Source organism: Pseudomonas sp. UBA6699 (genome assembly GCF_002454615.1).
In the GTDB taxonomy this organism is placed as follows: domain Bacteria; phylum Pseudomonadota; class Gammaproteobacteria; order Pseudomonadales; family Pseudomonadaceae; genus Aquipseudomonas; species Aquipseudomonas juntendi.
In genome coordinates, this window is record NZ_DKJF01000098.1 from 1 (window position 1) to 18,650 (window position 18,650).

The 18,650-nt window shown below is 64.2% G+C and carries 25 protein-coding genes; 13 read left to right on the top strand and 12 right to left on the bottom strand.

Annotation, left to right across the window (positions count from 1 at the left end):
- The coding region (locus B3361_RS18390) for an anti-sigma factor family protein (RefSeq protein ID WP_414708902.1) at window positions 1-278 on the bottom strand (278 nt) is incomplete at its 3' end.
- Window positions 275-796, bottom strand: coding sequence for a sigma-70 family RNA polymerase sigma factor (locus B3361_RS18395; protein ID WP_009685428.1), 522 nt, complete (start codon window positions 794-796; stop codon window positions 275-277). The genes B3361_RS18390 and B3361_RS18395, both read right to left, overlap by 4 nt.
- 128 nt (window positions 797-924) lie before the next feature.
- On the opposite strand from B3361_RS18395, the gene B3361_RS18400 reads away from it, so the two are divergent.
- From B3361_RS18400 to B3361_RS18420, 5 genes are all read left to right on the top strand, one after another.
- Entirely contained in the window at window positions 925-1,971 is a 1,047-nt protein-coding gene (locus tag B3361_RS18400; protein WP_054904388.1) for a catalase family peroxidase, read from the top strand.
- Window positions 1,968-2,501: a cytochrome b gene (locus tag B3361_RS18405; RefSeq protein WP_054904387.1), complete on the top strand. Its 534-nt coding sequence runs from the start codon at window positions 1,968-1,970 to the stop codon at window positions 2,499-2,501. Before B3361_RS18400 ends, B3361_RS18405 begins: the two co-directional genes overlap by 4 nt.
- 72 nt (window positions 2,502-2,573) lie before the next feature.
- Window positions 2,574-3,779: an MFS transporter gene (locus B3361_RS18410; RefSeq protein WP_286920307.1), complete on the top strand. Its 1,206-nt coding sequence runs from the start codon at window positions 2,574-2,576 to the stop codon at window positions 3,777-3,779.
- Between the two features lie 81 nt (window positions 3,780-3,860).
- On the top strand, window positions 3,861-4,406 hold the full coding sequence (locus tag B3361_RS18415; protein WP_003248033.1) for a cupin domain-containing protein: 546 nt from the start codon (window positions 3,861-3,863) through the stop codon (window positions 4,404-4,406).
- Window positions 4,407-4,410: 4 nt separating this feature from the next.
- Complete coding sequence (locus B3361_RS18420; RefSeq protein WP_154211170.1) at window positions 4,411-4,728, top strand: DUF7693 family protein; 318 nt, start codon at window positions 4,411-4,413, stop codon at window positions 4,726-4,728.
- On the opposite strand, the gene B3361_RS18425 is transcribed toward B3361_RS18420, so the two are convergent.
- Both B3361_RS18425 and B3361_RS18430 read right to left on the bottom strand, forming a co-directional pair.
- Window positions 4,665-5,279, bottom strand: a complete 615-nt coding sequence (locus B3361_RS18425; protein WP_054904407.1) for a 2-hydroxychromene-2-carboxylate isomerase — start codon at window positions 5,277-5,279, stop codon at window positions 4,665-4,667. The genes B3361_RS18420 and B3361_RS18425 overlap by 64 nt on opposite strands.
- Before the next feature lie 26 nt (window positions 5,280-5,305).
- Window positions 5,306-6,037, bottom strand: coding sequence for an SDR family NAD(P)-dependent oxidoreductase (locus tag B3361_RS18430; RefSeq protein WP_029884833.1), 732 nt, complete (start codon window positions 6,035-6,037; stop codon window positions 5,306-5,308).
- A gap of 89 nt (window positions 6,038-6,126) precedes the next feature.
- Here B3361_RS18430 and B3361_RS18435 point away from each other — a divergent pair, with 89 nt between their 5' ends.
- Window positions 6,127-6,687 (top strand): TetR/AcrR family transcriptional regulator, encoded by a 561-nt coding sequence (locus B3361_RS18435; RefSeq protein WP_054904385.1) that lies wholly within the window; start codon window positions 6,127-6,129, stop codon window positions 6,685-6,687.
- On the opposite strand, the gene B3361_RS18440 is transcribed toward B3361_RS18435, so the two are convergent.
- Window positions 6,688-7,722, bottom strand: a complete 1,035-nt coding sequence (locus B3361_RS18440) for a bile acid:sodium symporter family protein (RefSeq protein WP_144188453.1) — start codon at window positions 7,720-7,722, stop codon at window positions 6,688-6,690.
- A 119-nt stretch (window positions 7,723-7,841) separates the two neighbouring features.
- Between B3361_RS18440 and ampC the strand changes: the two genes are divergently transcribed.
- A complete protein-coding gene (ampC, locus tag B3361_RS18445) occupies window positions 7,842-8,984 on the top strand; it encodes a class C beta-lactamase (protein ID WP_154211171.1) in 1,143 nt (380 codons plus the stop codon).
- 300 nt (window positions 8,985-9,284) lie between these two features.
- The gene (locus tag B3361_RS18450; RefSeq protein ID WP_029884829.1) at window positions 9,285-9,617 is read left to right on the top strand and encodes a hypothetical protein; all 333 of its coding nucleotides are present in this window, start codon (window positions 9,285-9,287) and stop codon (window positions 9,615-9,617) included.
- 45 nt (window positions 9,618-9,662) lie between these two features.
- Here the strand turns inward: B3361_RS18450 and B3361_RS18455 are convergent, their stop codons facing one another.
- From B3361_RS18455 to B3361_RS18475, 5 genes are all read right to left on the bottom strand, one after another.
- A complete protein-coding gene (locus tag B3361_RS18455) occupies window positions 9,663-9,974 on the bottom strand; it encodes a hypothetical protein (protein ID WP_054904382.1) in 312 nt (103 codons plus the stop codon).
- A gap of 129 nt (window positions 9,975-10,103) precedes the next feature.
- Window positions 10,104-10,292 (bottom strand): hypothetical protein, encoded by a 189-nt coding sequence (locus B3361_RS18460; RefSeq protein ID WP_003253897.1) that lies wholly within the window; start codon window positions 10,290-10,292, stop codon window positions 10,104-10,106.
- Between the two features lie 137 nt (window positions 10,293-10,429).
- Window positions 10,430-10,750 (bottom strand): YbjQ family protein, encoded by a 321-nt coding sequence (locus tag B3361_RS18465; RefSeq protein ID WP_286920308.1) that lies wholly within the window; start codon window positions 10,748-10,750, stop codon window positions 10,430-10,432.
- Between the two features lie 129 nt (window positions 10,751-10,879).
- Window positions 10,880-11,764 (bottom strand): EamA family transporter, encoded by an 885-nt coding sequence (locus B3361_RS18470; RefSeq protein WP_054904381.1) that lies wholly within the window; start codon window positions 11,762-11,764, stop codon window positions 10,880-10,882.
- Window positions 11,765-12,016: 252 nt separating this feature from the next.
- Window positions 12,017-12,628, bottom strand: a complete 612-nt coding sequence (locus B3361_RS18475) for an FMN-dependent NADH-azoreductase (protein ID WP_009685442.1) — start codon at window positions 12,626-12,628, stop codon at window positions 12,017-12,019.
- Between the two features lie 133 nt (window positions 12,629-12,761).
- Between B3361_RS18475 and B3361_RS18480 the strand changes: the two genes are divergently transcribed.
- Both B3361_RS18480 and B3361_RS18485 read left to right on the top strand, forming a co-directional pair.
- A complete protein-coding gene (locus tag B3361_RS18480; protein WP_054904380.1) occupies window positions 12,762-13,664 on the top strand; it encodes a LysR substrate-binding domain-containing protein in 903 nt (300 codons plus the stop codon).
- Between the two features lie 8 nt (window positions 13,665-13,672).
- A complete protein-coding gene (locus tag B3361_RS18485) occupies window positions 13,673-14,017 on the top strand; it encodes an MmcQ/YjbR family DNA-binding protein (protein WP_009685444.1) in 345 nt (114 codons plus the stop codon).
- Between the two features lie 31 nt (window positions 14,018-14,048).
- Here the strand turns inward: B3361_RS18485 and B3361_RS18490 are convergent, their stop codons facing one another.
- Together B3361_RS18490 and B3361_RS18495 are read right to left on the bottom strand one after the other, a co-directional pair.
- Window positions 14,049-14,462, bottom strand: coding sequence for a DUF1294 domain-containing protein (locus B3361_RS18490; protein ID WP_054904379.1), 414 nt, complete (start codon window positions 14,460-14,462; stop codon window positions 14,049-14,051).
- Window positions 14,455-15,285: an undecaprenyl-diphosphate phosphatase gene (locus tag B3361_RS18495; protein ID WP_054904406.1), complete on the bottom strand. Its 831-nt coding sequence runs from the start codon at window positions 15,283-15,285 to the stop codon at window positions 14,455-14,457. Before B3361_RS18495 ends, B3361_RS18490 begins: the two co-directional genes overlap by 8 nt.
- A 298-nt stretch (window positions 15,286-15,583) precedes the next feature.
- On the opposite strand from B3361_RS18495, the gene mcpP reads away from it, so the two are divergent.
- The 3 genes from mcpP (at window position 15,584) to B3361_RS18510 (ending at window position 18,437) form a co-directional block, all read left to right on the top strand.
- Window positions 15,584-17,218, top strand: coding sequence for a methyl-accepting chemotaxis protein McpP (gene mcpP / locus B3361_RS18500; protein WP_054904378.1), 1,635 nt, complete (start codon window positions 15,584-15,586; stop codon window positions 17,216-17,218).
- Between the two features lie 86 nt (window positions 17,219-17,304).
- Window positions 17,305-17,871 (top strand): nicotinamide riboside transporter PnuC, encoded by a 567-nt coding sequence (pnuC, locus tag B3361_RS18505; RefSeq protein ID WP_029884823.1) that lies wholly within the window; start codon window positions 17,305-17,307, stop codon window positions 17,869-17,871.
- Window positions 17,868-18,437, top strand: a complete 570-nt coding sequence (locus B3361_RS18510) for an AAA family ATPase (protein ID WP_054904377.1) — start codon at window positions 17,868-17,870, stop codon at window positions 18,435-18,437. Before pnuC ends, B3361_RS18510 begins: the two co-directional genes overlap by 4 nt.
- Window positions 18,438-18,650 lie beyond the last annotated feature (213 nt).

The following is an 18,650-nucleotide window of genomic DNA, read 5'->3' on the forward strand; positions in this document are numbered from 1 at the left end:
GCCAGCACCATGGCCGCTGCCGCCGCCCAGCGCCGCTGCCGGCGTTGGCGCAGTTGCCGCCGCAGCTGGCCCAGCTCAAGCGCGGGGGCACCGGCTGGCTCGCCAAGCCCGGCCAGCGCCGTGCGCAGCCGCCGGGCATCGGTGCGCCAGCCTTCCACACGTGCCGCCGCCTGCGGGTTGGCCGCCAGCCAGGCTTGCACCTCGGCGCGCCGCGCCGGCTCCAGGCGCTCGTCGACGTAAGCGTGCAGTTCATCTTCGGTGGGGATAAGGCGCGTCATTTCAATCTCCGCAAGGCCGGTGGCTGGGGTGAGCCTTCGGTCAGTTCACGCAAGGCATTGCGCGCCCGCGAAAGGCGCGACATTACCGTGCCGATAGGAATGCCCAAGGCCTGGGCGGCCTCCTTGTAGCTCAGGCCCTCGACGCTGACCAGCAGCAGCAAGGCACGCTGCTCGGCACTCAGCCGGGAAAACGCTTGCAAGTCGGCCTGGGCCAGGATGATCGCTTCAAGGTTGTCACCAACGGGTTCGTCATCGCGCTCGGCACGGCCGAACCAGGACAGCCAGCGCGCATGCAGGCGCTCGCGGCGTTTACCGTCCAGGTACAAGCGATAAAGGATGGTGAACAGCCAGGCACGCAGCGCCTGCGCGTCGCGTTGCTGGTCTCGTCGGCTCAGCGCGCGCTCGACGGTAGCCTGCACCAGGTCGTCGGCGCTGCCCGGTTCACGGGTCAGCCATACGGCAAAGCGGCGCAAGCGGGCGAGCAGTTCGCGCCACTGCTGGTTGTCCAGGTCGTGCATGGTCAGGTCCGGCCTATGGGGCAGTCAGTGTAAGGGGCAGACGCGTGCAGGCCTATTTTATTCCCCCGTGGGAATAAATAGCGCGCTACCCCGTCGTACTCGCACCTTCACTGAACCGGACGCACACCATGAACTCACCTTTGCACGGCCCGGCCAAGGCCCTGCGCCTGGCCGCCATCGGCGCCGTGATGCTGGCCGCAGGTGCCGGCTTCGCGTATGCCGCTGGCTGGCTGGGCCAACCGCAGTTGACCCCGCAACGCATCATCGACACCTTCGAAGCCCAAGCCGGGCACTACCCCGGCTACCGCAAGAACCACGCCAAGGGGCTTTGCGTCAGTGGTTACTTCCAGCCCAGCGGCCAGGCAGCCAGCCTGTCCACGGCACGCGCATTCAGCCAGCCACGGGTGCCGGTCATTGGCCGTTTCGCCATCGGCGGGGCCAACCCGTTCGCCCCGGACACCAGCATACCGGTCCGCAGCCTGGCAATTGAGTTGACCACCGATGACGGCCAGGTCTGGCGCACCGGCATGAACAACCCGCCGGTGCTTGCCGTCAGCAACCCCCAAGGGTTCTACGAACAGGTGCTGGCCAGCGCACCGGTCAAGGCCACCGGCAAACCCGACCCGGCCAAGCTGCAGGCGTTCTTCGCCGCACACCCGGAAAGCGCAGCGTTTCGTCAATGGGCGGCCAGTTACAAACCCAGTGACAGCTTCGCCAGCACGCAGTACCACAGCATCAATGCCTTCCGCCTGATCGACACAGCCGGCGCGGCCCACCCGGTACGCTGGCAGCTGGAGCCACAGGCGCCGTTCGCCGCGCTGCCTGGGCAGGTCGACGACAAGTTGTTCCTCCAGCACGACTTGCAGCAGCGCCTGGCCCAAGGCCCGTTGCGCTGGACCCTGCGCCTGGTGCTGGCGGAACCGGGCGATGCGGTGGATGACCCGGCCCGCCCCTGGCCTGCCGAGCGGCGCAGCGTGGACGCCGGCACCCTGGTGCTGGAGCAGGTCGATGGGCCCGAACAAGGGGCCTGCCGCGACATCAACTTCGACCCCCTGATCCTGCCGCAAGGTATCGAAGCCTCCAACGACCCGATCCTCGCCGCCCGTTCCGCCGCCTATTCGGAATCTTTCAACCGCCGCAGCCGTGAATCGCTCGGCACCGGAGCCCGCCCATGAAGCCCGAAGCCTTCCACCCCCTTGCCCGCGCGCTGCATTGGTTGATGGCCGTGCTGATCCTGGCCATGCTGTTCATCGGCGTGACCATGGTTGCCGACCTGTCGTTGCGCCACCCTGTACTGATCAGCCTGCACAAGGCCACCGGCCTGGCGTTGCTGGTGCTGGTCGTGCTGCGTATTGGCGTGCGCCTGGCCGTACCCCATCCGCCGCTGCCTGCAGACCTGCCAACCGTGCAGCGCTGGGCTGCCCGCGCATCGCACCTGGCGCTTTATGGCCTGATGCTGGCGATGCCGCTGCTGGGCTGGGCCATGCTGTCCGCCGGCGACTACCCGCGCCCACTGGGCCTGCCCGCGATCGCGCCGCACAACCTGCAGCTGTATGCCGTGCTGCGCCAGGCCCATGGTTGGGCAGGCTACTTGCTGTTCGCCACCGTATTGGTGCATGTCGGTGCGGCGCTGATGCATGCCTGGGTGCGCCGCGACGGCGTGTTGCGTAGCATGTGGCCTGGCCCCCTGCGCGGCAATCAATGACCTGAGGCAGCCCAGGGCGGTCGACCTCCATCAATGACCGGCTGTCACCGGCCCTACTGCCCTGGAAACCCCATGACCCTCGCAAAGGATCCTGCAACGCTCAGCCCAGCCAGCACCCTCGATCTACGCCCGCTGCTGCTGGCCAACATGGCCTGTACGATGTCGATGATGGCCTTCGTCGCCTTGATCGGCCCGATCGCCCGCCAGTTGGGCATGGCCACCTGGCAAGCCGGCGCCGCCATTACCGTGGCCGGCGTGGTCTGGGTATTGCTGGCCCGCCCTTGGGGCCGCGCAGCTGACCGCCTTGGCCGTCGGCGCGTATTGCTGCTGGGTAGCGCGGGTTTCACCCTGGCCTACTGGCTGTTGTGCCTGTTTGTCGAAGGTGCACTGCGCTGGATGCCAGGTGCAACAATGGCCTTCATCGGCCTGATGGTCGCCCGCGGTTGCATCGGTGCCTTCTATGCCGCCATTCCGGTCGGCTGCAACGCCCTGATCGCCGACCATGTCGGGCCGCAGCAGCGGGCACGGGCCATGGCTTCGCTGGGGGCGGCCAACGCCGTGGGCCTGGTGGTCGGCCCAGCCCTGGCAGCGCTGCTGGCGCGGCATAGCCTGAGCCTGCCCTTTCTGGTCATGTCGCTGCTCCCTGCCAGTGCCTTCGTGGTGCTGCTGTTGGCCCTGAAGCCACAGGCGCTTGCACACAGCCACGCGCCCACCCCGGTCAGGCTCAACGACCCCCGCCTGCGCCGGCCGTTGCTGGTGGCGTTCAGCGCCATGCTGAGTGTGACCGTGTCGCAGATCACCGTCGGCTTCTTCGCCCTTGACCGCCTGCACCTGGGGCCAGCCCAGGCCGCCCAGGCTGCCGGCATTGCCCTCACCACCGTGGGTGTGGCGCTGATGCTGGCCCAGGTCCTGCTGCGCCAGCTGCAGTGGCCACCGCTGAAGATGATCCGGGTCGGTGCCACGGTTTCGGCGCTGGGCTTTGCCAGCGGCGCGCTGGCGACCACCGCCCCTTGGCTGTGGGCCTGCTACTTTGTGGCGGCGGCGGGCATGGGTTTTGTATTCCCGACGTTTTCGGCCCTGGCCGCCAATGCCATGCAGGCCGGCGAGCAAGGCGCCACGGCCGGCTCCATAGGTGCAGCCCAGGGTATGGGCGCGGTCATCGGCCCGCTGGCCGGGACCTTGGTCTATGCCGTGGACCCGCGCTTGCCATTCCTGGCCGTGGCAACGCTGTTGTTGCTGGTCGGGCTGTGGCCAATCCCGCGTGAACAAAGGCGTTGAGAAGCACAGCGCGCAACGCGGCAGAGTATGTTTTAATGCGCATCGCTCGTTATTTTAAACACCTCTGATTACAAGGCGGCTATGGACACGGGGACGCGACTCAAACTGGTGCGGGAACGCAACAACCTCTCCCAACGGGAATTGGCCCGCCGTAGCGGGCTGACCAACTCGACGATCTCGCAGATCGAACAGAACCGCGTGAGCCCTTCGGTCAGCTCCTTGAAAAAGCTCCTCGAAGGCATTCCCATGAGCCTGGCGGAGTTTTTCAGCTTCGACGAGCCGGTACGTGAAGAGCGCTATGTGTTCCGCGGCGGCGAACAGCCAGACCTGGGCCGTAACGGCCTGCGTATGCTATTGGTCGGTGCCAGTGTCGAAGGCCGGCAGATGCGCATGTTGCGTGAGCTGTACGCGCCGGGCGCAGACTCCGGCGAACCGATCGTGCATGCCGAAGGCGAAGAATGCGGGCTGGTCACGCGGGGGACTGTGGAGCTGTGGGTCGACGGCCAGGTCAGCGTGCTCAACTCGGGTGATGGCTACTACATCCCCACCACCCTGCCGCACAGCTTCAAGAACATCGGCCCGGACGAGGCCGAGATCATCAGCGCCAATACCCCGGCGAACTTCTGACGGCATGAACAGCCGGGTGGTCTATCAACGCCTGCGTGACGCAGCGCTCGGTATCCATACCCTGTCGATAGCCCAGCGCCATGACCACGCCCTGGTGGACGTGATCATCGACGGCTGGCAACTGACCCTCGCGCTGGACAGCGAGGGCCTTGCCCAGTGCATCCACTGCACGGCCCCGTGCGGGGCGCAGGCGGGGCTCGATGCCTGGCAACGGTATGGCAGCAACCCCTGCGATCTGCTCAGCCAGTGGGAACGCACTCAGCTGGAAAGGCTGCTCGCCCCCTGCTGCAGCGCTGCCTCGACGAAGTCCAGGCGGTCCTGACCGAAGAACATGTCTTCGCCGACAAAGCACGTCGGCGCACCAAATACCCCCCGCTGCACCGCAACCTCGGTCGCCTGCCGCAGTGCTGCCTTGATTTCGTCATCTGCTGCCAGTGCGTGAAACGCGTGTGGGTCAAAGCCGCCTTCAGCCAGGGTGGCGTCCAGTACCGCCACATCGCTCAGGGTGCGCTGCTGGGCAAACAAACCCTTGAACAACACCGCCAGCAGCCCCTCGAAACGCTCCGGCGCGCGTAATTGCGTACCCATGACGCCTCGCATCAAGTGCAGCGTATTGACCGGAAAACCCGGCGGCAGCCCAAACGGCACCCCGTAGCGGGCGGCAAAGCGCGCCAGGTCGGTGAACATATAGCGCCCTTTGGCGGGGATCATCGCTGGCGAAGCGTTGCCCGTGGCCTGGAATACGCCGCCCAGGAGCATTGGCCGGTAGTGCAGCGTTGCGCCGTGGCGGGCGCATAGCGCCGGCAGCTGGGTCCAGGCCAGGTAACTGGCTGGGCTACCCAGGTCAAAGTAGAAATCGACGTGCTTGTGCATGGTCATGTCCTTGCAGGGAAAAGGGTTTACCAGCCTTCCATCCAGGGCCGCAGGTCCAGCTCGAAGGTCCAGGCGTCGCGGGGCTGGGCGTGCAGGAACCAATAGCTGTCGGCGATGTGTGCAGGGTTCAGGATGCCACCCTCACCCTTGAGGGCGTAGCGCTCGGGGAAGCTGTCGCGAATGAAGGCAGTGTCGATGGCCCCGTCCACCACCACATGGGCGACATGAATATTGCGCGGCCCCAACTCGCGGGCCATGCTCTGGGCCAATGCACGCAAGCCATGCTTGGCGCCGGCGAAGGCGGCAAAACCGGCCGCACCACGGGTTGCGGCGGTGGCGCCAGTGAACAGCAGCGTGCCGCGCTCGCGCCGGACCATGCGCCGCGCTACCGCCTGGGCAGTCAGAAAGCCGGCGAAGCAAGCCATTTCCCAGATCTTGAAATACTTGCGTGGGGTTTCGTCCAGAATGCTGCATGGCACATTGGCGCCGATATTGAACACAAAGGCTTCGATCGGGCCGATATCGCGCTCGATGGTTTCGACCAGTTCCGCCACGTCGTCTTCCTTGCGCGCATCGGAGCCGAACCCGTAGGCCTGGCCACCGGCAGCGCGTATTTCTTCCAGCAACGGCTGCAGCTTGTCAGCCTGGCGCCGGGTGACACAGGCGATATAGCCCTCGCGGGCAAAACGCTTGGCAATCTCGCCGCCGGTGGCATCCCCCGCACCAATCACCAGCACGACTTTTTGTTGTTCCGACATGCCTGCACCCATTGATGAATGATCGTTTAGTAAACGAACGCTATGCTACTATGCCGGCTTTCGTCAAGCCGTCTTGCAGAGGCACGCCCATGCGCTACCCAAACGAACACAAGCAGCAAACCCGTGAACGCTTGCTCGCCAGCAGCGGTGCGCTGGCCAAGCGCGGGGGCTTTGCCAGCACGGGCGTTGCCGGCTTGATGAAAGCCATTGGCCTGACCGGGGGGGCGTTCTACAACCACTTTCCGTCCAAGGATGACCTGTTCACCGAGGTGGTCCGGCAGGAACTCTGCAACAGCCCACTCGCCCGGCTGGCCAACCAAGGTGCCAGCCGCGAGCGCCTGGCCCGCTGCCTGCAGCAATACCTTAGCCTGGCGCACCTGCACAACGCCGAGCAGGGTTGCCCGTTGCCGCCGCTAGGGGTGGAGATAGCCCGCGCTGACACGCCTGTGCGGGAAGTGGCCGAGCACTGGTTAGTGCAGCTGCACCAGGCCTGGAGCGCCACCCTGGAGGATGAGCAGTTGGCCTGGGTATTGATCAGTCAGTGCGTGGGCGCGCTGCTGGTTGGCCGCATGCTGGTCAGCGAAAGCGTGCAAGGCCAGGTGCTTGGCGCCAGCCGCGCGTTTGTAGAACGCGCGCTGGAGGGCGACTGATCACGGGTTGGCTGGGGGTTGGCGGGGGCCCGCCGCAGCACGTTCAGCGCCTGCCAGAGCCTCTGGCAAACCTTGCTCACGGCTGGCATAACGCTGCGCCAGCACCGCGCACACCATCAACTGGATCTGGTGGAACAGCATCAGCGGCAGGATCATCGCGCCAATGCCACTGCCCACGAACAGCACCTGCGCCATGGGTACACCGGTGGCCAGGCTTTTCTTCGAGCCGGCGAACAGGATGGTGATACGGTCCTCGAGGTCGAAGCCCAGCGCCTTGCCCAACAAGCGGGTAGCGAACAACACCACCGCCAGCAGAATGCCGCATACCGCGAACAACCCCGCCAGGTGCTGCGACGAAACCGTGTGCCACAGGCCGGTCACCACTGCCTCGCTGAAGGCGGTATACACCACCAGCAGAATCGACCCCTGGTCGACCACCTTGAGCCAGCGGGCATTGCGCTTTACCCAGGCGCCAATCCAGCGCCGCGCGATCTGCCCGGCCACGAATGGCACCAGCAGTTGCAAGGTGATCTTGAGGACCGCATCCAGGCCGGAGCCAGTATCGCCACTGGCGCCCAGCAACATCACCACCAGCAATGGGGTGAGGAAGATACCCAGCAGGCTGGACGCCGCCGCACTGCAGATGGCTGCCGGCACATTGCCGCGGGCCAGCGAAGTGAAGGCGATGGCCGACTGCACGGTTGCGGGCAAGGCGCACAGGTACAGCACACCCAGGTACAGCTCAGTGCCTACAAGTGGCACGAACAGCGGCTTGAACGCCAACCCCAGCAGCGGGAACAGCACGAACGTGCAGGAGAACACCAGCAGGTGCAGGCGCCAATGCCCGGCGCCTGCGATGATCGCCTCACGCGACAGCTTGGCACCGTGCAGGAAGAACAGCAGGCCGATGGCGAGGTTGGTCAGCCAGCCGAAGTACACCGCGCCGTCGCCCGAACAAGGCAATACGGTGGCAATGCAGACCACCCCGAGCAAGGCCAGGGTGAAATTGTCGAACAGCATGCGCAAATACTTCATCACGGCTCCCGTCTTGTCATTGTGCAAGGGCAGACGATAAGGTTTCCGGCTTTTCAGCGCTAACGCCGGAACCCCCTGGGGTATCGCTCAACGGACACCATGCACACAAGGAACCGCTCATGCCGCGCTTGCGCAAGGCTTTGATTGCCACCACCATCACGCTTGCCTTGGGCCATACCACCGCCCAGGCTCACGACCCGTTGCAGGCCAAGGTCGACCAGGTCGTCCGCCCGCTGATGCAGGAGCAAGGCATCAGCGGCATGGCGGTGGCCATTTATGCCCACGGCCATGCGCACTATTTCAGTTACGGCGTGGCCAGCAAGGCCGACAGCGTGCCGGTAAGCCGCGACACGCTGTTTGAAATCGGCTCGTTGAGCAAGACCTATACCGCCACCTTGGCCGCGCTGGCCAGCGCGCAGGGCAAGCTGGACCTGTCGGCGCCGGCCAAGCGTTACCACCCGGCGTTGGCAGGCGCCCCTATTGGCGAGGCGTCCGTTCGCGACCTCGGTGCCTACAGCGCGGACTGCCTGCCGCTGCAGTTCCCGGATGACGTCCAGACGCCGCAGCAGGTCGTCGATTTCTTCCGGCACTGGCAACCACGCGCCAAACCCGGCACCCAGCGCTGCTACTCCAACCCTAGCCTGGGCCTGTTCGGCGACCTGGCCGCCCGCGCACAACAGCAATCGTTTTCGACACTGATGAGCGAAGGGCTGTTGGCACCGATGGGCCTGCGCGCCACCTATCTGCAGGTGCCCGCCAGCGCCCAGGGCCTGTACGCACAAGGTTACGATGCCGCCGACAAGCCGGTACGCGTCGGCCCCGGCCCCTATGCCGACGAAGCCTACGGGATCAAGACCAGCGCCCGCGACCTGCTGCGCTACGTGCGCCTGCACCTGCAACCTCAGGGCCTGCCACCGGCGCTGCAGCAAGCCTTGAGCATTACCCGCCAAGGCTACTTTCAGGTCGGCGCCATGACCCAGGGCCTGGGTTGGGAGCGCTACCCCTCCCCGGTCGCACTGGACACGCTGGTCGATGGCAACAGCCCAAGGCTGATCCGTGAACCACAGCCAGTCACGCGCTTGCAGCCAGCCCAGCCGGCGCTGCCTGCGGCCTGGTACAACAAGACCGGCTCCACCAATGGCTTTGGTGCCTACGCTGCGTTCGTGCCCGCCGAACAGCTGGCGGTGGTGTTGCTGGCCAACCGCAATTACCCCAATGAGGCCCGGGTCCGTGCCGTCTTTGCGATCCTTTCCGGCCTGTAGAAAGGCCGCGGATTGTCGAACAAATCGACACTTTGTAGTGAAAAGAAATATTCACTACAAAATGGTTGACGCCGTTCATCGCCCTTGTGCATGATGAAGCCGTCCCCCTGATCGGGGGCGGTGGCAAGGGTATTCCAGACGGTCTGCGCGGTAACGCGGGCCGTTCGTGGAGCGGGAAACTGTCCAAAAGGCAGCGTGAGAAAGCCCCTGTTGCGATGCTGCTGTAGCAGCGTTGGTAGTGTGCTACACCGTGGTAGCGCCAACTGTGAAAATCACCTACGAATGGGTAATGGGGGCTTTATGATGAACTTGAACAACAATCCGACCATCGACCAATTGGCCCAGCTGTTCGCCGGCCGCAAAGACAGCCTCGACGACCACCTGCTGTGGGTCAGCCAAACCGGTGAAGTGCGCCTCGATCGCCTGCCACCGAATACCGTCGAAGCTGAATTTGAAGAGCACCTGCCCAGCATGCGTGCCCGCTTCAAGGTCTACCGTCGTGGCCAAGGCTACGTTGGCAAGAAGGCCGCCGCCGACACCGAGTTCGTTGGCCGTGTGCTGCAGACCCTGCAACAGGAGTGGCCCGCTGCCCGTGAGCAGCAGGCAGTCAAGGTGATCGAACCGCTCAATTGAGGTTGCCACCGTTAGCAAAGCCCGGCCTGAACAGGCCGGGCTTTTTCATGCCTGGCGCCGCTGGCGGCGGGCGGGCGGCAACGGCAGTGCCCCTGTCGCCATGGCCCTGGCGCGGTCGACACCCCAAACCATGGCACGGGTCATGGTCTCGCCCGGCCGCGCGGGGTAGTACTCCTCCACCAGCGCCCGCCCATCCCCGGCATACAACCCCAGGAACAATTGCGTTGCGCCCAGGCGCGACAAGCGCACCTGCACGTCAAGTGTGGTGCCATCGCTGAGCGCTTCGTCGTGGCTGCGGCTGTGTAGTTGGGCGTCCGCCCAGTGCCAATAAGTCTCTTCCCTGACGCGCATGAGCATCCAGTCCTCCGTTGCTCGAATGTGGCGTCAGCAAAGCACAGGCTTGGCGATCCGGCGAGTGTTACCCAATCATTTCATGAGGCGGGTCAACGAATGGCCATAAAAAGTCCGCCGTCGGGCAGCGCGGGGTTACTTCTTCAGCGGCACCCGTGGCATGAAGCGGCCCTTTTTGCTGCGCTGCAGATGGGCAGGCTGAAGCTGCTCGGAGTCATCCAGGGTCATGTGGGCGAACCCAAGCCGGAATGCCGCCTGGCCGCAACGCACCTGGCTGTTGATCGGAAACGCATCGTTAAGGTCTTCGAAAAAAGATTCGCTCATGCCCTGTCTCCCTGAGCGGCAACGCGCCGGCAACCAGAAAAGTTGCCAAGTGACGCGGCCTGTAAAAGTGAGACTAGTCGGTCATTTACAGACCAGCCGGGCAAACCCCAGGCAGCCGACCAGTGGCAAACCGGCCTTCAGCGCAGGCGCACTGCGGTGCCGGTGACAAACACGACGACCATGCCGCCTTGTACCGAAGGCATGCTGATCTCGTAATCCACACCGACTACCGCTTCGGCTCGCAACTGCTGGGCGCGCGCCTTCAGCTCTTCGGTTGCCTGCTCGCGGGCCTCGCGCAGTGCGCTTTCCAGGGTCTGCGAGCGACCACCCAGCACGTCGCGAACACGGGTAAAAAAATCGCGGACGAAATTGATGCCCTGGACCGATTCGGCGCTGACCACGCCGAGGTATTCGGCAATCGGGCGGCCTTCAAGTTGACTGGTAGTGGAAATGATCATGCAAACGCTCCGTTGGCCTGGTCTCGAACAATGAGGCCGAGTCTAACAGAGCCGCACCTGAGCAACCGGCAATGGGGCCTTACCACCCGGTCAACGCTTCAGCCGTCACCCCCCCCCACTACCCTCCTGTCAGGCGCTGGCCGCACGCAAGCGCTGGCCGATCCGCGCGCCGAATACGTTCACCAGCAGCCCGGCCATCACCAACACGGCGCCCCAGCCCTGAATTGCGGTCAGCCGTTCGCCCAGCAGCAATGCCGACGAACTCAAGCCGATCACCGGCACCAGCAGCGAAAAAGGCGCGACCTTACCGGCCGGGTGGCGGGACAACAGCTTGCTCCACAGGCTGTAGCCGATCATGGTGGCGACAAAAGCCAGGTATGCCAGCGCCAGCACCGAGCTGAGGCTGATGTTGGCAAGCGCATGGCCAATACGCTCTGGGCCTTCCAGCCACCAGGACAACGCCAGGAACGGCAACGGCGGGATCAACCCACCCCAGATCACCAGCGCCACCAGGTCAACCGAGCCAAAGCGCCGGGTAATGATGTTGCCCAGCCCCCACATGGCCCCGCCACACAATGTCAGCAGCAGCGCCACCATCGGCACGTGGCCACCGTCTTCGCTGCCGATCAGGGCCAGGCCACTGGCCGCCACCAGTAGCCCCAGCACACTGGCCAGGCGCAGCCGTTCACCGAGGAACAGCGCGGCGAAGCCGAGCGTGAAGAATGCCTGCGATTGCAGAATCAGCGAAGCCAGCCCTGGTGGCATGCCGCTGTACATGGCCTGGAAGAGAAAGGCGAACTGGCCCAGAGAAATGGTTGCGCCGTAGGCGATGAGCCAGCGCCAGGGCAATTTGGGGCGCCTGACCAGCAACACCGCGGGAAACGCCACCAGCAAAAAGCGCAGTGCCCCCAACAGCATCGGCGGCAAGCCGTCGAGGCCAACCTTGATGACTACAAAGTTGACTCCCCAGGCAACAATCACCACCAGGGCGATGAGCAGGTCCTTGAGCGGCACGGCAGCTTCCTTCTTCAGGCGTTCTAGACATATTTCGTTACAGCATAAGGCTATAACTCTGAAGAGGACCAGCACAGTTGTGGCCTAGGGTGGCGCAACAGTCCGACTGTTGCGTCAACCTGTAACGTTGATGCATAACGCAGAAAACCCGCGAACACTGCGTATTCGCGGGTTTCCAGTGCCCTTGAGCAGGGCACGATCAGCAGCGCGGACTTGCCGGCACCTGAGCCTTGCAAGCCTTATCGCTGTGCATCAAGCCGCTGCAAACAGCTCATTGGCGATCTGCGCCTGTGCGGCGTCAAGCGCCTGTGTACGCTGCTCCGGGCCGTAGGCCAAGCCGTGAGCGCGGACGATTTCCAGGTCGGTGACACCAATGAAGCCCAGGAACACCTTGAGGAAGTCTTCATGCCCAGCACCCGTTGGCTGGCCAGCGTGCAGGCCACCCGCGGTGGAAACCAGCACTACCTTCTTGTTACCGCAAAGCCCCTCGGGGCCCGCCTCGGTGTAGCGGAAGGTCTTGCCGGCCACGGCAACGCGGTCGATCCAGGCCTTGAGCTGGGTCGGCACGCTGAAGTTGTACATCGGCGCGCCTATCACCACGGCGTCGGCGGCCAGGAATTCCTCCAGGGTCTCGGCACTGAGCTTGGCCTCGAATGCCTGGGCGGCGTCGCGTACGTCTTCCGGGGTGCCAGCGGCTACCAGCGTGGCAGCAGAGAAGTGTGCAATGGCATCGGCAGCCAGGTCGCGGTACACCACTTCAACGCTCGGGTCTGCGGCTTTCCAGGCTTCGACCACCTCGCGGCTCAACTGGCGGGATGCGGAATTGTCACCCAGGATGCTCGAATCGATGTGCAACAGTTTCATGGGACTCTCCTGTGAATGAAGACCGCATCACTTGGCGATCACGATGGGTAGAATCCTACCGGAGTGATTAATGACTGATAAGCCGCAGAAAATGCGTTAGTTTGTCTCATAAGTGGAACAATGAGACCTGTTCATGCAAGACCTCAATGACCTTTTCTATTTCGCCCGCGTAGTGGAAGCCGGCGGTTTTGCTGCAGCGGGGCGCCAGCTGGGCATTCCCAAGTCACGCTTGTCCCGGCGCATCGCCGAGCTCGAAGAGCGCCTGGGCACCCGCCTGCTGCAGCGCACCACCCGGCAGTTGAAACTCACCGCAGTGGGCGAGCGCTACCTGCATCACTGCCAGGCCATGCTGCTGGAGGCTGAAGCCGCCAATGAAACGGTGGCCAGCATGAGCAGCGAACCACGCGGGCGCTTGCGTGTGTCCTGCCCCGTGGCGCTGGCCCACGCGTTTCTGCCGCAGGTGATCAGCCGCTTTCTCGAGCAGTACCCGCTGGTGCAGTTGGACATGGTACTGCTCAACCGCCGGGTGGACCTGATTTCCGAAGGTATCGACGTTGCCCTGCGCGTGCGCGACCTGGGCGATGAAGACCCGGCCTTGGTCACCCGCCGCCTGCGCCAGGCGCAAATGCAGCTGGTTGCCGCCCCAGGCTTCGCCGACCACATCCGCGACCCTGCCGAACTGGCGACGTTGCCGGTACTGGGCGCCGCCGAGGCAGACCGGCTGGTGCACTTTCGCCTGCTGGGCCCCAACGGCAAGCAACAGGACCTGGCCCTGGAGCCACGCCTGGCGATCGACGATTTCGTAGTACGTAATGCCGCTGTACGGGCTGGCCTGGGCTTTACTGCATTACCCAGCATGTTTTGCGAGGCGGAGCTGGAACGCGGCGAGCTGGTACGCCTGCTGCCTGAATGGTCGCTGCCAGGTGGCTACCTGCAGGCGGTGTACCCGCACCGGCGCGGCCTGTTGCCGGCTGTACGGGTGTGGATCGACCACCTGGCGGCATCGTTCGAGGCGTGTGGGGAGCGATACGTATGAACGCGAACATGAGCGAAGCCGAAGTAGCGGCATTCTGCCTGGAGCTGCCGGGTGCCCAGGAAGACTACAAGTGGGGCGGTATCCGGGTGTTCTCGGTGGCCGGCAACAAGATGTTCGCGGTACTCGACCTGGCCGGCGCAGGGCTGTCGTTCAAGGTGGCCGACGATTTGTTTCTCGGCTATTGCGACCGCCCTGGAGTGCGACCTGCGCCTTACCTGGCACGGGCACGCTGGATCAGCATGGCGCCGCCCTACCCCATGGGCCGGGACGAATTGCGTGACTTGCTGCAGCGTTCGCACCAGCTGGTGGTGCGACGGTTGCCGAAGCGGTTACAGGTGGGTTTGCTGCTGTAATACCGCCTGCCCCCCGCTTCGGTGCCGCACTTCACCCTAAAGGCAGAAAGCGCCCATCGAAAAACAGCCAGTCGGCCCAGAACACCTGGTGCAACAGCACAATCGCCCAGAACAGCAGCTGGTACGAAAACTTGCGTGTCTTATGCCGGAACAGCTGCTGCGCCAGCAACGCACCCGGCCAGCCACCCAGCAGCTCGCTGGCATGCAGCACTTTCTCGGGCGTGCGCCAGGCCTGCTGACGTGCCTGGTGTTTGTCCTGCCAGTACAGCATGACGCTGACCAGGCTCATCGCCGGGTACAGCGCCAATGGCCACCAGGCCTGGTCGAGCCAGGCCATGCGAGCCGCGCCTAGCCCTGGCAGCACGCACAACACGGCCAGCACCAGCAGTTTCAGGCGCAGGTTGCGTACCCCGTCCAGCGGCGCGGCACGCCGCAGCTCAGCCATGAACCGAGGTCCAGTTGACCCAGCCGAACTGCCAGGTAGCCAGGATGAACAGGCCGAACACGATGCGATACCAGGCAAACGCGGCATAGCTGTGGTTGGCAATGAACTTGAGCAGCGCACGCACGGCGATCATGGCGAAAATGAACGACGTGACGAAACCGATGGCGAACACCGGCAAGTCTTCCGGCTGGAACAGGTGGCGGTACTTGTAGCCCGAATACACGGCCGCGCCGACCATGGTCGGCATGGCGAGAAAGAACGAGAACTCGGTGGCCGCTTTGCGCGACAGACCGAACAGCAGCCCGCCGATGATGGTCGAGCCCGAACGCGATGTGCCGGGGATCATCGCCAGGCACTGCACGAAGCCTATTTTCAGCGCATGGCTCCAACGCATGTCGTCGACATGGTCAACTTCTACCCGATGCGTGCGCCGCTCGGCCCACAACATGATCACCCCACCCACCACCAGCGCTGCCGCCACGGTGACCGGGTTGAACAGGTACTCGTGGATCAGGTCGGCGAACAGTACGCCCAGTACAACCGCAGGCAGGAATGCCAACAACAGGTTACCGGTAAAGCGCCGTGCCTTGGGTTGGCTGCGCAAGCCGAAAACCACTTCGCAGATCCTGCTGCGAAACTCCCACATCACGGCCAGGATCGCAGCCAGCTGGATGATGATGTTGAAAGCCATGGCCCGTTCACCGCCAAAACCGATCACGTCGGCGACGATGATCTGGTGGCCGGTACTGGAAATCGGCAGGAACTCCGTCAGCCCCTCTACTACGCCCAAGATGATTGCCTGGAAGGCAGTCCAAAAATCCATCATTCCCCCGGTGGAGCGCTGCTCGCAGCAGGCTCCTTGTTCTTGATCTATTGACGATTGCCGCACGCGGACCGGCTTTTTACAGCGACTGTTGGGACCAGCGCCAGTGGAAAAGTTCACGGCGGCTAAAGGTTTCATCTTGCGCGGCCGAAATCCTGTCAGAGCACCTTTGCAAATCCGTTACGCAACCTTCTGCAGACTGTGACAAAGATAGCACTTAGCCATTAGTCGAGTGGGGCATGGCTGCAAACCGTGCTTGGATGCAGCTGAATAAAAAGAACAATGGGGGAGCGGCTGGATGAACACTTTGAGATCAATGTCGATCAGCCAACGCCTGTGGCTGATCCTGGTGGTGGCGGTGGCCATGCTGGTGGTGCTGGGGCTGCTGATGCTGCGCCAGATCCACGGCGACCTGTACCAGGCCAAGGCCGAAAAGACCCGCCATGTGGTGGAAACCGCTGCAGGGGTACTGGCCTATTACCAAGGGCTGGAGGCAGCCGGCACGCTAAGCCGTGAAGCCGCCCAGCAGCAAGCGCTGCAAGTTGTCCGGGGGCTGCGCTACGACCACGACGATTATTTCTGGATCAACGACCTGGGGCCGAAGATGATCATGCATCCGACCAACCCCAAGCTCGACGGCCAGGACCTGTCAGCCATCCGCGACCCCGACGGCTTTGCCGTGTTCAATGAGATGGTCGCCCTGGCGCGCCAGCACGACGCGGGCCCGGTCAACTACCGCTGGCCCAAGCCCGGGGCGAGCGAGCCGGTGGCCAAGACCTCCTACATACAACTGTTCAAGCCATGGGGCTGGATCATCGGGTCGGGCGTGTACGTCGATGACGTGCAGGCCGAATTCGCCCGCCAGTTGCGCGATGCCTCGCTGGTTGGCCTGGGCATTGCCCTGCTGATGGCGCTGGTGGTGATGCTGATCGCCCGCAGCATTGCCCGCCCCCTTCAGGAAGCGGTGCAGGCCATGGGCAACATCGCCAGTGGTGAAAGTGACCTGACCCGGCGCCTGGACACCCATGGTCGCGACGAAATCACCCGCCTTGGTGAACACTTCAACCGCTTCAATGGCAAGCTGCAGGGCGTGGTCGGCCAATTGCAAGGGGCCGCCCATGCGCTGGCCCAGTCGGCCGGGCACGTGGGTGACAATGCCGGGGCCGCCGAGCAGCGCAGTGCCCAGCAGTCGTTGCAGATGGACCAGGTGGCTACCGCCGTGAACGAAGTGACCTACGCCGTGCAGGACGTGGCCAAGACGGCCGAGCAGGCTGCCGGGGAAATGCACAGCGCCCAACTGCAGGTCACGCAGGGCCAGCAAGCCATCCACGGCAGCCTGGCGCAGATCGACCGGCTGTCCCTGACCATCGACCAGGCTGTGCAAGTGATCCGCGACCTGGCCGCGCACAGCACGCGCATCGGCGGCGTGCTCGACGTGATCCGTTCGATTGCCGAGCAAACCAACCTGCTGGCGCTGAACGCCGCCATCGAGGCGGCCCGGGCCGGGGAGCAAGGCCGCGGCTTTGCCGTGGTCGCCGACGAGGTGCGCCTGCTGGCACAGCGCACCGCGCAGTCCACGGCCGAGATCCATACCATGATCGAGCACCTGCAAAGCCAGTCGGACGCCGCTGTGCGGGCAATCGACACCAGCAGCGAGGCCTCGCGCCAGACCGTCGAACAGGCCCGCGAGGCCGGCGCCAGCCTGGACGCCATCAACCAGGCGCTGAACAACCTCACCGCCTTGAATGCGTCCATTGCCAGTGCCACCCTGCAGCAGGCGCATGTGGTCGAAGAGATCAACCGCAACGTACAGGACACTGCCGGGCTGTCCCAGCAAACCGCCGATGCGGCGCGCCAGTCCAGCGTTGCGGGGGTGGCCTTGGGCCAGTTGAGCGAAGAACTGGAGCAGTTACTGCGCCAGTTCCGCGTGTAGTACGGGCTGCCGGCGGGCGCGGCTACACCTTCGCCCGCCGAACAGCTACAATCGCGCCCCTTCCCCGCAGCCTCCAAGGATCGCCGATGTCCGGCCTTGAACTCATCGCCGCCGTCCTCGGCGTCATCGCTGTCTGGCTCACGGTCAAGCAGAACGCCTGGTGCTGGCCGATCGGCCTGGTCATGGTGCTGATCTATGGCTGGCTGTTCTATGAGGTGAAGCTGTATTCGGGCATGTTGCTGCAACTGGCCTACGCCCTCCTGCAACTGTACGGCTGGTGGCAATGGCAACGCCCCGACCGCGCTGAAGACGCCCGCCAGGTCTCGCGCTTGCAAGGCCCGGCGCTATTTGCCGGCCTGGCCGTCGGGGTGCTGCTGAGTGCCGCCCTGGGCGCGGCCATGGCCCACTGGACCGACGCCGCCATGCCGTGGCTGGACGCAACCCTGACCGGCTTCAGCCTGGTGGCACAACTGTGGATGGCGCAGAAGCGCCTGCAATGCTGGGCCCTCTGGGTGGTGGTCGACACCCTGTATGTCGGCCTGTACCTGCACCAGCAGCTGTATTTCACGGCAGGCTTGTTCGCCGTTTTGACCCTCATAGCCGTACGCGGCTGGCTGGAATGGCGGCGAGACCCGGCATTGGTGCAGCCATGAGCACGGTGCAGGCGACGAAAGTACTGGTGCTGTGCGGCCCCGAGTCCAGCGGCAAAAGCTGGCTCAGCGGGGTGATCCAGGCGCATTTTGGCGGTTTGGTGGTGGCCGAATACGTGCGTCACTTCATCGAGCAGGAGCGCCGCGATACCTGCTACGCCGATATCCCCAGCATTGCCCGTGGCCAACTGGCATGGGAAGACCAGGCCCGCGAGCAGGCGCCCCCCTTGCTGATCCTCGACACCCACCTGCTCAGCAACATGCTCTGGAGCCATGCCCTGTTCGGCGACTGCCCAGCCTGGCTGGAACAGGCCCTGCTCGCCCGGCATTACGACCTGCACCTTTTGCTAAGCCCACAAGGCGTGGAATGGGTCGCCGACGGCCAGCGCAGCCAGCCGGACGTGCGCGATCGGCAACGCTTTTTCGAAGACAGCCGGGCCTGGTTGCAGCAGCATGGCCAGCCCCACCAGATAATTGAAGGGAGTTGGCCACAGCGCCAGTTGTTGGCCCTGGAAGCGGTGGCTAGGCTCCTTGATAGCGATAAGCCAGCCTGCCGTGCCGAGTGTTAAGCCACTGACACAGCCCCCTGCGGTACAACCCCCGAAACCAGGCGGCTGCTCCCACTAGCAGGGTGAGTGTCAAGCGGGTGAAACACCGCTGCGAAATCTCCCTTCAAGCGACGCCACAGCAGGCCCGCCCGGCCATGCCGGTGTGCAACTGTTTCACGGCTGAAACACCACACCCCACCTACGTCCCAGCTGTCATCGCCAAGCGCCTGATTT